The sequence below is a fragment of the Sphingosinicella sp. YJ22 genome (assembly GCF_011320075.1).
Lineage (GTDB): Bacteria > Pseudomonadota > Alphaproteobacteria > Sphingomonadales > Sphingomonadaceae > Allosphingosinicella.
Genome location: NZ_JAANPA010000056.1, coordinates 1 through 12,639, shown reverse-complemented (window position 1 = coordinate 12,639; position 12,639 = coordinate 1). Strand labels below are relative to the sequence as shown.

The 12,639-nt window shown below is 69.2% G+C and carries 10 protein-coding genes; 6 read left to right on the top strand and 4 right to left on the bottom strand.

The window, feature by feature from the left end; all coding sequences use genetic code 11:
* Window positions 1-733 (bottom strand): AAA family ATPase (locus G7B71_RS14750; protein WP_166042281.1); only part of this gene is annotated, 733 nt, incomplete at its 3' end.
* Between the two features lie 115 nt (window positions 734-848).
* Between G7B71_RS14750 and G7B71_RS14745 the strand changes: the two genes are divergently transcribed.
* Window positions 849-2,153 carry an MFS transporter gene (locus tag G7B71_RS14745; protein ID WP_166042279.1) on the top strand — a complete coding sequence of 435 codons (1,305 nt, stop codon included), beginning with the start codon at window positions 849-851 and terminating at the stop codon, window positions 2,151-2,153.
* Here G7B71_RS14745 and G7B71_RS14740 read toward each other — a convergent pair.
* Together G7B71_RS14740 and G7B71_RS14735 are read right to left on the bottom strand one after the other, a co-directional pair.
* Complete coding sequence (locus tag G7B71_RS14740) at window positions 2,119-4,428, bottom strand: CDC48 family AAA ATPase (RefSeq protein ID WP_166042277.1); 2,310 nt, start codon at window positions 4,426-4,428, stop codon at window positions 2,119-2,121. The two genes, G7B71_RS14745 and G7B71_RS14740, sit on opposite strands and share 35 nt — an antisense overlap.
* Window positions 4,429-4,527: 99 nt before the next feature.
* On the bottom strand, window positions 4,528-4,794 hold the full coding sequence (locus G7B71_RS14735; RefSeq protein ID WP_243406266.1) for a hypothetical protein: 267 nt from the start codon (window positions 4,792-4,794) through the stop codon (window positions 4,528-4,530).
* 319 nt (window positions 4,795-5,113) lie between these two features.
* On the opposite strand from G7B71_RS14735, the gene G7B71_RS14730 reads away from it, so the two are divergent.
* The 4 genes from G7B71_RS14730 to G7B71_RS14715 all read left to right on the top strand — a co-directional run bounded on the left by G7B71_RS14730 (window position 5,114) and on the right by G7B71_RS14715 (window position 9,549).
* Window positions 5,114-6,016 carry a LysR substrate-binding domain-containing protein gene (locus tag G7B71_RS14730; RefSeq protein ID WP_166042275.1) on the top strand — a complete coding sequence of 301 codons (903 nt, stop codon included), beginning with the start codon at window positions 5,114-5,116 and terminating at the stop codon, window positions 6,014-6,016.
* 50 nt (window positions 6,017-6,066) lie between these two features.
* On the top strand, window positions 6,067-6,978 hold the full coding sequence (locus tag G7B71_RS14725) for a sulfite exporter TauE/SafE family protein (protein ID WP_166042272.1): 912 nt from the start codon (window positions 6,067-6,069) through the stop codon (window positions 6,976-6,978).
* A 23-nt stretch (window positions 6,979-7,001) separates the two neighbouring features.
* On the top strand, window positions 7,002-7,736 hold the full coding sequence (locus tag G7B71_RS14720; protein WP_166042285.1) for a TIGR02186 family protein: 735 nt from the start codon (window positions 7,002-7,004) through the stop codon (window positions 7,734-7,736).
* A gap of 133 nt (window positions 7,737-7,869) precedes the next feature.
* Window positions 7,870-9,549 carry an ATP-binding protein gene (locus G7B71_RS14715; RefSeq protein WP_166042284.1) on the top strand — a complete coding sequence of 560 codons (1,680 nt, stop codon included), beginning with the start codon at window positions 7,870-7,872 and terminating at the stop codon, window positions 9,547-9,549.
* 121 nt (window positions 9,550-9,670) lie between these two features.
* On the opposite strand, the gene G7B71_RS14710 is transcribed toward G7B71_RS14715, so the two are convergent.
* Window positions 9,671-11,197, bottom strand: a complete 1,527-nt coding sequence (locus tag G7B71_RS14710; protein ID WP_166042270.1) for a M23 family metallopeptidase — start codon at window positions 11,195-11,197, stop codon at window positions 9,671-9,673.
* A 178-nt stretch (window positions 11,198-11,375) separates the two neighbouring features.
* Between G7B71_RS14710 and G7B71_RS14705 the strand changes: the two genes are divergently transcribed.
* The coding region (locus G7B71_RS14705) for a helicase-related protein (protein WP_279338417.1) at window positions 11,376-12,639 on the top strand (1,264 nt) is incomplete at its 3' end.

Below are 12,639 nucleotides of genomic sequence, written 5' to 3'. Positions count from 1 at the left end.
CGGCGGCGGCATCGCGGGCGCGGCCGTCGCGAAGGGCCGTGGCGAGCGGCCCGGCCTCGCCGGCGCCGCCATTGTCCAAGGCGATGGCGGCGCGCGCGAAGGGGCCGGACGGGACCTGTTCGAGGCGCTCCGCGAGCGCCGAGACGGTGGCGGCCCGCGCCAGCTCGATCGCCGCGCCATGCTCCGCCATCCGCGCCTCCAGGGCGGTAAGCCAGTCGGGATCGGCCGGCGCGTCGTCGGCGAGCAGCTTGTTGCGGGCGCGCATCGCCGCCTCATAGCGGGCGGCGTGCATGGCGTGGGCGGGGTGGAGCGCCAGCGCGAGCCGGTCGAGGAAGCGGCGGCGCCCGCCCGCGGCCTCGGTGAACAGCCGGTCCATCGCCGGGGTGAGCCACAGCACCGACAGCCATTCGCCGAGCGAGTTCGCGGCCGCCGGGGCGCCGTTGATCCGGACCTGGCGCCGATCCGGCGCCGTGGCCAGCGTTCCGGTGCCAAGCTCGACGTCCTCGCCGAGCCGGCCGGAGACGGCGAAGCCGCCCGGGCCGTCGCTGCGCGCCATCTCGCCGAGCGCGGCGCCGCGCAGGCCGCGGCCCGGGGCGAGCAGCGACACCGCCTCGAGGATATTGGTCTTGCCCGCACCATTCTCACCGGTGAGCACGACCAGAGCCGGCCCCGGATGGAGGACGAGATCGGCATAGGAACGGAAGTTCGTCAGGCTAAGGCGCGAAAAGGGCACGGAGCGGGATTAGCCGCCAACACCCGTCATTGCGAGAGACGCAAAGCAATCCATCCGTGGAACCCAGCCATGGATTGCTTCGTCGCTTCGCTCCTCGCAATGACGACGGATGGACATGCAGACCGAACAGCACAGCACCACCCGCGGCGGTTTCGGACTCGGGCATGAGCGCTTCGCCTTGCTGTTCGCGGTGATGCTGGTCGCGGCGGCCGGCAATACCGCGATGCAGTCGCTGCTGCCCTCGATCGGGCGCGCGCTCGGGGTCGCCGACCTGTGGGTCGCGGTGGCCTTCTCCCTCTCCGCCATTCTTTGGGTGGTGATGGCGCCGCATTGGGCGCGACGAGCGGACAAGCGCGGACGGCGGGCGCTGATGCGGCTTGGGCTGGCGGGGTTCGTCGGCTCGATGCTGGTGTGCGGCGTGGTGCTTGCCGCGGGCCTTTCCGGTCTGATCGGCGGGACGGTCGTGTTTCTCATCTTCTCGGCCGGGCGCGCTCTCTACGGCGGCTGGGGATCGGCCTCGCCGCCGGCGGTGCAGGCCTATATCGCGGCGCGGACCGAGGGCGCGCAGCGCACCGGCGCGCTGGCGGCGCTCGCCTCCTCGTTCGGGCTCGGGACGATCATTGGCCCCGCGCTCGCGCCGATCTTCATCTTTCCCCCGCTCGGCCTCGCCGCGCCGCTGATCGTGTTCGCCGGGATCGGGCTCGTCGTGCTCGCGCTGATCGTGCTGCGCCTGCCCGACGACACGCCCAGGAACCCGGCGCACGGACGCATCATCGATTATCCGATGATCGGTACGACGGGCGGCGGGCGGCAGCCGGAAACCGAGGAGGTGCCGGGCAGGCTCAGGTGGCGCGACCCGCGCATCTGGTCGTGGATGCTGGCCGGAATGATCGGCGGCCACGGCCAGGCGATCCTGCTTACCGTCGTCGGCTTCCTGGTCATCGACCGGCTTGGCCTGAGCCCGGCAGAGGCTCAGCACGACATCGCCGTGGTGCTGATCGGCGGGGCGGTCGCGAGCCTGCTCGCGCAATGGTGGCTGATCCCGCAGCTCGGCCTGTCGCCGATGCAGCTGGTGATATGGGGCTCCGTGCTCGCCGCGGCGGGATCGGTGCTGACCGGGATCACCGGCAATCTCTACGCGATGACCCTGAGCTTCGCGCTCGCGTCACTGGGCTTCGGCTTCTTCCGCCCCGGCTTCACCAGCGGCGCCTCGCTCGCCGTGTCGCTCGACGAGCAGAATGCCGTCGCCGGCATCGTCACGTCGGTGAACGGAATCCCCTATCTCGCCGGCCCCGCGGTCGGGGTCGCGATCTACGGCTTCGGATGGTCGATCCCGTTCGTCCTCACCGGCGTGCTGATGCTCGCGCTCGCCGGCTGGGCGGCCGTCAGTCTACGATCTTCCCGCCGTCGCGCGGCGTGAGCATGCCGGGGCTGATGAAGCCCACCCCGGTCTTCATCGACATCGCGTCCTGCTTCAGATGCTCCTGGATCCGCTCATATTCCTCCTCCATCTCGGACGTGACGGAGGCGCGGGTTTCGTCGAGCGCGCGGTCGAAATGGGCCATGGTCACGCTGGCGCTGTCGATCGATTCGCGCAGCGCGAACATGCCGGCGCGGCGGACGAGGTCCTCGAGGTCGGCGCCGGTGAAGCGCTCGGTCCGGGCCGCGAGGTCGTCGAGGTCGACGTCGCCGGCGATCGGCATGTCGCCTGAGTGGATCTCGAGGATCTTGCGCCGGCCCGGCCGGTCGGGGACCGACACATAGATCAGCTCGTCGAAGCGGCCCGGGCGGAGCAGCGCAGGGTCGATCAGGTTTGGCCGGTTGGTCGCGCCGATGACGACGACCGACTGAAGCTCCTCGAGGCCGTCCATCTCGGCGAGGATGGTGTTGACCACGCGCTCGGTCACCTGCGGCTCGCCGAGGCCGCCGCCGCGCGCGGGCACCAGGCTGTCCAATTCGTCGATGAAGATCACCGTCGGAGCGACCTGGCGGGCGCGGGCGAACAGCCGGGCGATCTGCTGCTCGCTCTCGCCATACCATTTGCTGAGCAGGTCGGACGATTTGGTGGCGATGAAATTCGCCTCCGCCTCGCGGGCGGTGGCCTTCGCCAGCAGCGTCTTGCCGGTGCCGGGCGGCCCGTAGAGCAGGAAGCCCTTGGCCGGGCGGATGCCGATGCGGCGGAACGCGTCGGGGTGCTTCAAGGGCAGCTCGACGCCCTCGCGCAGCCGCTCGCGCGCCTCGTCGACGCCGCCGATGTCGTCCCAGCGGATGTCGGGCTTTTGAACCATCACCTCGCGCATCGCCGACGGCTGGACGCGCTTCAGCGCCTGCTCGAAGTCGCCGGCGGTCACGGACAGGTTATCGAGGACCTCGGGCGGGATGGTGCCCTCCTCGAGATTGAGCTTGGGCATGATCCGCCGCACCGCGTCGATCGCAGCCTCGCGGGTCAAGGCGGCGATGTCCGCGCCGACGAAGCCGTAGGTCTGCTTGGCGAGCTGCTTGAGGTCGACCTCGCCGTCCAGCGGCATGCCGCGGGTGTGGATGGCGAGGACCTCGCGGCGGCCATTCTCGTCGGGCACGCCGATGATGATCTCGCGGTCGAAGCGGCCGGGGCGGCGAAGCGCCTCGTCGAGCGCCTCGGGCCGGTTTGTCGCTGCGATCACCACCGTGTTCTGGCGCGGCGCGAGACCGTCGAGCAGGGTCAGAAGCTGAGCGACCAGGCGCTTCTCGGTCTCGCCCTGGACCTGGCCGCGCTTCGGCGCGATCGAATCGATCTCGTCGATGAAGATGATCGACGGCGCGTTCTTGCCGGCTTCCTCGAACAGGTCCCTGAGGCGCTTCTCGCTCTCGCCATAGGCAGAGCCCATGATCTCGGGGCCGGCGATATGGAAGAAGCTCGCGTCGCTCTCGTTGGCGACGGCGCGGGCGAGACGGGTCTTGCCGGTGCCGGGCGGGCCGTGGAGAAGCACGCCCTTGGGCGGATCGACGCCCAGCCGCTCGAAGATCTCGGGATAGCGCAGCGGCAGCTCGACCATCTCGCGGAGCTGGTCGATGGTCGAGCCGATGCCGCCCAGATCGTCATAGGTGACGTCGGCGCGGCGGGTGGTCTCCTTCGCCTCGGTATATTCGGCGCGCAGCTCGACCTCTGTATTGGCGTCGATATGGACGATGCCCTTGGGCGTCGTCGACACGACGAGCAGCCGGATCTCCTGAAGCGCGTAGGCGGGCGCGGTGAGCATCTGGCGCAGTTCGGGCGGGATGTCGCCGCGGGTCACCTGCTGCTGGCCTGTGGTCGCGACGATGTCGCCGGCGGTGACCGGTTTCATTCCGAAGCTGCGCTTCAGCGCGCCGGCCGAGCCGTGAAGGCGAAGGTTGCGCTGGGCGGGGGCGAAGACGACGCGCTGGGCGGGCTTGGACTCGGCGCGGCGAACCGCGACGAAATCGCCCGAGCCGATCTCGGCATTGGCGCGCTGGAGGCCGTCGAGACGGATGATGTCGAGCCCCTCGTCCTCGGGATAGGGGCCGATGGCGCGGGCCGGCGTGGTGCGCTTGCCGACCACTTCGACGACGTCGCCCTCGGCGAGGCCAAGCGCGTTCATCACCGCGCGCGGCAGGCGGGCGATGCCGCGGCCGCTGTCGTCGGGGCGCATCGTCGCGACCTGCAGCTTGCCAGCCGGTTTCTCTTCGTCCGCCATTCAGTCTCTCCCAGATGCGCGCCCCGACATAGGCATGGGAAACGGCGCGTCCAGCCGAGGGTTCAAAAAACCATTTGCTCCGCGACGGCCGAAGGCGGGTTATTCGTCGCGGTCGCGGGTGGTGGCGTCGCGGACATTCGCGTCGTGGCCGCTCTTGTCGCTGTAGAAAGCGGCGGCGAACAGGCCGCAGCCGAGCAGCACCGAGAAGAACACGCCGGCGATGGTCGCGACCACCATGTGGATGTGCAGCGGCCCGTAGAGCGAGAGATACCAGAGCGCGCCTGCGGTCATCAACACGCCGATCAGGGCGATCCAGCCGATCATCCGCTTGAACTCGGCGAGCGCGCTGGGGCGGTCATTGGGCATCGGTGGGACTCGAAGGGAGGAGGGAGGCTGTGCCGCTCCCTAGGCCGAATGGTGGCGAATTGAAACCCGCGCTTACCGGCGTGCGGCGCCGCCCAGGCTGGTCGCCAGGCAAAAAAAGAGGCCGGGACGAGCCCGGCCTTGGAAAAGTTTTTAGGAGAGGATGCCTGAAAGGCAGGGCGTTGTTCGCACCTGCAGCATGATTGTGCAAATGCGGAAAAGTTGGCCACGATTGCAGAATTTGCAATCATGTGTAAGACGGTCTCACCGGGCTTCGCATCGCTGGTGCGGTGCACAATAACTCGCGAGGGAAGACTGGGCGATGAAGCGGTTGCCGCCACTGACGGGGATCGAGGCGTTCATCCAGGTCGCGCGGCTGGGCTCGGTCAAGGCCGCGGCCGAGGCGCTGGCGCTGTCGTCGCCGGCGCTGACCCGGCGGGTCCAGGCACTCGAGCGCCATGTCGGCAAGCCGCTGTTCGAGCGGCGCCACCAGGCGATCATCCTCAATGCCGACGGCGAGCGGCTGCTCGCGGGGATCGGCCCGTCGCTCGACTCGCTCACGCTGGCGATGGAGCAGGCGAGCGGCGAGCATGACCTGATGCGGCTGCGCCTCGGCGTGCTGCCGCTCTACGCCTCACAGCGGCTGATGCCGCGCCTGCCGGCGCTGCGCTCGCGCCACCCCGATCTCCACATCGACATCGACACCGCGCCTTATGCGCTGACCCGGCTCGCCGCCGGAGCCCAGGGGAGGCTCGACGCCGGCATCGTGCTTGCCAAGACCGTCGACAGCGGCCTCTATGCTCGGCGGCTCGGCGGCAACCGCGCGGTGGCGATCGCCGCGCGCGCCCTGACAAAGGGTGCGGACGCCTTGCGCGAGCCGAGCGACCTCGCCCGAGCGACGGTGCTCCTCCACCGCGACCTCGTCGACACGTTCGAGCGCTGGTGCGAGGCGATGGGAGTGCCCGGCCTCGAGCCCGCCGCATTCGACCATTTCGATTCCGGCCAACTCATCCTGGAGGCTGCCGCCCAGGGCCTCGGCGTCGCCTTCATGTTCGAGACTCATCTGGAATCGGCTCGCGACGCGCGCCTCGTCCAGCTCTTCGACTCCGCGCCGAGCCCCTACAGCTATTGGTTCGCCTGCCGCCGCGCCGCCCTCGGCCGGCGGCCGGTGCGGCTGTTCCACGACTGGCTGGTCGGGGAAGTGGCCGGCGAGGACGAGGACTGATCGAGCCGCCGCTTCCACCCGCCGGTTTTGACCGCTAGCGTCCCTCGGCGATGGATCTCTACCTTCCGATTGCCGGCCTCTCGGTCAACGCGCTCGTGATCATCGCGCTCGGCGGCGTGGTCGGCCTGCTCACCGGCATGGTCGGCGTCGGCGGCGGCTTCCTGACCACGCCGATCCTGATCTTCTACGGCATCCCGCCGTCGGTCGCGGTGGCCTCGTCGGCGACCCAGATCACCGGCACGTCCATTTCCGGAGTCCTCGCCCATCGCCGCCGCAAGGGCGTCGACTATCAGATGGGCGGGGTGATCATCGCCGGCGGCGTCATCGGCGCGCTGGTCGGCGTGTTCCTGTTCAGACTGCTACAGACGATCGGCCAGATCGATACCGTCGTTCTGATTCTCTACGTCGTGCTGCTCGGCAGTATCGGCATCCTCATGGCCAGGGAGGCCGCCACCGCGCTCGGCTACTTGAAGCCCAAGGCGAGCGAGCGGCCGCCGCGGCGCCACAACCCGATCGTCGCGGCGCTTCCGTTCCGCTGGCGCTTCTACCGCTCGGGCCTCTACATTTCGCCGCTCGCGCCGTTCATCCTCGGCATCTTCTCTGGGATGCTCACCGCGCTGCTCGGAGTCGGCGGCGGCTTCGTCATGGTGCCGGCGATGATCTATCTGCTCGGCATGTCGGCGCAGGTCGTGGTCGGCACCTCGCTGCTGCAGATCCTGTTCGTCACTGCCGCCACCACCATGGTCCATGCGACGACCACGCGCTCCGTCGACATCGTCCTCGCGGTCCTGCTTCTGCTCGGCTCGGTGGTCGGCGCCCAATATGGCGCGCGCTTCGCCCAGACGATGAAACCGGAGCTGCTCCGCCTCATGCTCGCCATCCTCGTCCTGGTCGTCGCATTGCGCATGTTCCTCCAGCTCACCTGGCAGCCGGAGGAGATCTACACGGTTCAATTGCTGTGAGGTTGCTCCGCGTCCTCCTGCTCATGCTCGTCGTGCCGCTCGCGCTCGGCCAGGCCGAGCCGCGGCTGGTGCCGGAGGTGTCCAACCGCCAGATCGAGATCCGCTACAGCTTCACCGGCGAGGAGCTGCTCCTCTACGGTGCGATCGTCTATCCGCGCGGCCAGCCGCCCGAGGGCGTCACCGACGTCGTGGTGGTGCTGAAGGGCCCGCTCGAGCGCACCGTCGTGCGCGAGAAGCAGAAGGTCGCCGGCATCTGGATGAATGTCGGGCGCACCCGCTTCCGCTCGGCCCCCGCCTTCTACGCCGTCGCCTCGTCGCGGCCGATTAACCGGATCGTCGACGAGCGCACCGCCGCGATCTACGAGCTCGGGCTCGGCAACCTCCAATTGTCGCCTGGGGGCGGCGCCGCGACCGACGAGTTGCGCCGCTTCGAGGCCGGCCTGATCGACCTCAGGCGCCGCGACGGCCTCTATGCCGAATATCCGGCCGGCGTCGCGATCACAGAGGGCGTGCTCTACACCGCCCGGATCAGCGTGCCGGCACGGGTGCCCGTCGGCAGCTATACCGCCGAGACCTTCCTGATCCGCGACGGCCGCGTGGTGGCGGGCGCCACCCGCGACATCCAGATCGAGAAACTGGGCTTCGAGGGCTTCGTCGCCCGCGCCGCCGAACGCTGGTCGTTTACCTATGGCGTCGCCGCGGTCGCGATATCGCTGCTGCTCGGCTTCGGCGCGAGCGCCGTCTTCGCCCGGCCCTGAGCGGGAGCGCCGCGGGGGGTAGCGCCCGCTCACCCGGCACAGCCCCGAAAAGCGCGGACAAGCAGTTGTTTACTCTCTTGGTCTAGCAGGTTTCGGTCTCAAGAAGAGAGCCTGTGCCGAACCTATGACCGATATGAACAACCTGCGCACGATCCCGCTTGCCGCCGATGGCGATGCGGGCGCCGCTTCGCCCGCTTTCTCGCCCCAGCCCGACAGCGGCCCGCAATGGATCGGCCGAGTCCTCGCCATTTCCGGCAGCAGCGCGACGATCGAGTTCGAGAGCAACCGTCTCCACGCGCTCGCCAACGATCCGGATCCCAGCGTCGCCATGTCCGGCCAGGTCGGCAGCCAGGTCCGTCTTCAGGCGCAGCGGCACTGGCTGCTCGCCAACGTCCGCAGCCTGGCGGCGAGCGACGGCGGCAATTCCGTGCTGGCCGAGGTCGATTTCCTCGGCGAAGGCGACGAGGACCCCCATTCCGGCCAGTTCACCAACTTCCGCCGCGGCGTCACCACCTATCCGCTGCCCGGCAGCCGCGCCTTCCCGGTCACCCGCGACGATCTGAAGCAGATCTACGCGGCCGACCAGCGCGCCCATGTCGAGATCGGCACCGTCTACCCGACCCGCGACGTGCGCGCCTCGCTGCTCGTCGATTCCTTCCTTGGCAAGCACTTCGCGCTGCTCGGCTCGACCGGTACCGGCAAGTCGACCTCGGCGGCGCTGATCATGCACAAGATCTGCGACATGTCGCCCGAGGGTCACATCGTCATGATCGACCCGCACGGCGAATATTCGGCCGCGTTCAAGGGCGACGGCGAGCTGTTCAACGTCGACAACCTCGCAATGCCCTACTGGCTGATGAACTTCGAGGAGCATTGCGAGGTGTTCATCACCACGCAGGGCGCCGACCGCCAGCAGGACATGGACATCCTCGCCAAGTGCCTGCTCCAGGCGCGCTCCAAGAACCGCACCGCGGAGGGGCTCAACAAGCTCACCGTGGATTCGCCGATTCCCTACACCTTGTCGGATCTCACCAACGCGATCAGCAACGAGATGGGCCTTCTCAACAAGGCCACCGACACCGCGCCCTACATGCGCCTCAAGAGCAAGATCGACGAGCTGAAGTCCGATCCGCGCTACCAGTTCATGTTCTCGGGAATGCTGATCGCCGACACGATGGCGGGCTTCATCTCCAAGGTCTTCCGCCTTCCCGCCAAGGGCAAGCCGATCTCGATCGTCGACGTGTCGGGCGTTCCGTCCGACATCGTCTCGGTGGTGGTCGCGGTGCTTTCCCGCCTGGTGTTCGATTACGCGATCTGGTCGCGCAACGAGGTGCAGCGCCCGATCCTCCTGATCTGCGAGGAGGCCCACCGCTACATCCCGGCCGACAAGACCTCGTCCGGCCAGGCGGTGCGCAAGGTGCTCGAGCGGATCGCCAAGGAAGGCCGCAAGTACGGCGTCAGCCTCGGCCTCATCACCCAGCGCCCGTCCGACCTCGCCGAGGGCGTGCTGTCGCAGTGCGGCACGCTGATCGCGATGCGCCTCAACAACGAGCGCGACCAGGCCTTCGTGAAGGGCGCCATGCCGGAAGGCGCGCGCGGCTTCCTCGACGTCATCCCGGCGCTGCGCAACCGCGAATGCATCATCTGCGGCGAGGGCGTGTCGATCCCGATCCGAGTGTCGTTCGACGACTTGGAGCGCGAGCGGCGCCCGGCCTCGGCCGATCCGCATTTCAGCGAGCTGTGGCGGCGCAGCGGCGACGAGGACGGAATCGTCACCCGGGTCGTCAAGCGCTGGCGCGCCCAGGGGCGCTAACGCCCCTCGACCACCCGACACTCAAGCCGCTCGGGCTGAGCTTGTCGAAGCCCTGTCCTTCTCTTCAATCCTAAGAAGAAGGACAGGCCTTCGACGGGCTCAGGCCGAGCGGTCTTTCGGTCTAGCGAAGGCTGGTCGGGGTCGCGCCCACACCCGCGAAGGTCACCCGGTCCGCCGCAGGCGCGGCGCCGACCGGGGTCGCGAGCAGGCTCTGCATGCGCGCCCGGAACGAGGCGAGCTCGCCGCCGGACAAAGCGGCGCGGGTGGTGAAGCGGAACGACGCCGGGTCGATCGGCCTGCCGTTGCGGTGAAGCTCGTAATGGAGGTGAGGCCCGGTCGAGAAGCCCGACGAGCCGACATAGCCGATGACCTGGCCGGCCGCGACCTGCTGGCCCGGAGCGACGGCGAGGCTGCTCATGTGGCCGTACAGGGTCTGGATGCCGCCGCCATGGCTGATCTTGACCGCGCGGCCATAGCCGCCCTGCCAGCCTGACGACACCACCTGTCCGCTCGCCGCGGCCATGATCGGGGCGCCATAGGGCGCGCCGAAATCCATGCCGGCGTGGAATCGGGCGTAGCGCAGGATCGGGTGGACCCGGCGGCCGAAATTGGAGGTGACCCGGCCATGGACCGGCATCCGGAAGCCGCTGCTGCTCTCGCGGCCGACGCCGGACGCTTCCATCCATTGCTTCGATCCGCCCACCGTCCACGCCATCAGCTGGATGTCGCGGCCGGTCGCGCGGTCGAGGCCGGCATAGAGGAGGTTGCCGGTCTGGGTCTCGCCGGTCGCGGCGCGGCGATGCTCGACGATGATGTCGAAGCGGTCGCCGGCCCCGAGCCCGCCGGGGACTCCGACATGACCGGCAAGCGCCCGGATATAGGCCTCGACGATGCGCGGCGGGACTCCGGCGGCGCGCGCCGAGCGGTAGAGGCTTCCGCCGATCGTGCCCTGGATGCGCAGCGGCGTCGAATCGACGTCGATCGGCTGGCGGTTGAGCGCGAGCTGGCCGGCGGTGCGCTGGATCTCGATCTTCATGCCGAACGTGGCGCGAAGCGTCAGACGCTCGACCGGGCGCGGCGCGGTCATGCTGAGGCGACGGCCGAGGCGCAGGTCGAGGAGGGTGCCGGCGGCGATGTCATTGAGCGGCACCGCGCTGGCGATCATCGCGGCGATCGCCTGGGCCTCGTCCTGGCTGACTCCGGACCGGGTCAGCGTCGCGACGATGTCGCCGGCGGCGGCGAGGGTGGCGCGGATGTCGATGGTCGGCCGCTCGGGCGCGTCGGCGAGCGGCTGGACCGCGTCGGTCGGCGCCATCCGGCGGCCGGTGGCGCTCCCGAACGCGGCCGGCGCGATGGCGAGCGCGTCATTCTCCTCGCGCAGGTCGGGCGCCAGCGGCGGCGGGCTGAGTCCGGGGGTCGTCGCCATCGCCGGCCAGAACGACCAGGCCGCGAAGCACAAAGCGCCGCAGGTGGCGAGGCCGCGCAGCCACTGGCGCGAGCCGATGCCGGAGCCGAGATCGACGACGAGCGAGAAGTGCGGGCGCGGGGCGGGCTTGGCTCCGGGCGCGGCGATGCCGAACGCGCCGGTCCCGCGCAGGCGCGCGGCCGGGGCATTTCCTGCCGGGGCAAAATCCCTGAACTGGTACAAAGCTGCTCAGCCCCTCGCGCTGATACTCGTAGCTTACCGCTTCCCCACCTCTGCCGGTCAAGGGTTAAAGCCCCGTTTACGTAGTTTCGGGATGTGACTGGTCCGGGACGAACCGAGGTGACGGACCAATCATCGTATTGGAAAGATTGCGCTCGGCGAGCGTTCGCACAATCTAGGGATGATGAAGGACTTGGGACACTCGACCGTCAAGGCCGTCCTGGGCCCGACCAACACCGGCAAGACCCATCTCGCCGTCGAGCGGATGTGCGGCCATTCCTCCGGCCTGATCGGCTTCCCGCTGCGCCTCTTGGCGCGCGAGGTCTATGACCGCGTGGTCAAGATCAAGGGGCCGAACGAGGTCGCTTTGATCACCGGCGAGGAGAAGATCCTGCCGCCGCAGGCGCGCTGGTTCCTGTGCACCGCGGAATCGATGCCGGTGCGCGGCAAGGAGGAAAGCGACCTTCGCCGCGACTTCGCCTTCGTCGCGATCGACGAGGCGCAGCTCGGCATCGATCCCGAGCGTGGCCACGTCTTTACCGACCGGCTCTTGAACGCCCGCGGCCGCGAGGAGACGATGATCCTCGGCTCGGAAAGCCTCGCGCCGATGGTCCGCTCGCTTCTGCCCAAGGCTGAAATCATCCGGCGCCCGCGCTTCTCGACGCTGAGCTATGCCGGCGCCGCCAAGCTGTCGCGCCTGCCGCCGCGCTCGGCGATCGTCGCCTTCTCCGCCGACCAGGTCTATGCGGTCGCCGAGGCGCTTCGGCGCATGCGCGGCGGCGCGGCGGTGGTGATGGGGGCGCTGTCCCCACGCACCCGCAACGCCCAGGTCGACATGTTCCAGGCCGGCGAGGTCGACTATCTCGTCGCCACCGACGCGATCGGCATGGGCCTCAACATGGACGTGGCGCACGTCGCCTTCGCCGGCCTGACCAAGTTCGACGGACACCGGAGGCGCCGCCTCACTCCCGCCGAGATGGCGCAGATCGCCGGCCGCGCCGGCCGCCACCAGCGCGACGGCACCTTCGGCACATTGAACATCGAGGGCGAAGCGCTCGCCGAATTCCGCGAGGACGAGATCGACGCGATCGAGAACCACAGGTTCGCGCCTTTGGATTTCCTCTACTGGCGCGACGGCGACCCCGATTATCGAAGCGTCGACGGGCTGATCCGCTCGCTTGAGCGCCGCCCCGACCGTCCCGGCCTTCGCGCCGCGCCGGAAGCGGTCGACCTCGCCGTATTGAAGTCGCTCGCCATCGATCCCGCTGTCGCCGGCCAGGTCCGCGGCGAGCGGGCGGTTCGGCGGCTGTGGGCCGCCTGCGGCCTGCCCGACTTCCGCAAGACCGGCCCGGAGGGGCACGGCCGCCTCGTCGCCCGCCTGTTCGACTTCCTCAATCAGGGCGACCACCGAATCCCGCAATCCTGGTATGCCGAGCAGCTCGCCC

Excerpts from the sequence above, each read along its gene's own strand:
- G7B71_RS14735 (WP_243406266.1), bottom strand. The coding sequence starts at position 4,794 with ATGCCCAATGACCGCCCCAGCGCGCTCGCCGAGTTCAAGCGGATGATC.
- G7B71_RS14720 (WP_166042285.1), top strand. The coding sequence starts at position 7,002 with ATGCTCGTCGTGCCGCTCGCGCTCGGCCAGGCCGAGCCGCGGCTGGTG.
- G7B71_RS14740 (WP_166042277.1), bottom strand. The coding sequence starts at position 4,428 with ATGGCGGACGAAGAGAAACCGGCTGGCAAGCTGCAGGTCGCGACGATG.
- G7B71_RS14715 (WP_166042284.1), top strand. The coding sequence starts at position 7,870 with ATGAACAACCTGCGCACGATCCCGCTTGCCGCCGATGGCGATGCGGGC.
- G7B71_RS14725 (WP_166042272.1), top strand. The coding sequence starts at position 6,067 with ATGGATCTCTACCTTCCGATTGCCGGCCTCTCGGTCAACGCGCTCGTG.
- G7B71_RS14730 (WP_166042275.1), top strand. The coding sequence starts at position 5,114 with ATGAAGCGGTTGCCGCCACTGACGGGGATCGAGGCGTTCATCCAGGTC.
- G7B71_RS14745 (WP_166042279.1), top strand. The coding sequence starts at position 849 with ATGCAGACCGAACAGCACAGCACCACCCGCGGCGGTTTCGGACTCGGG.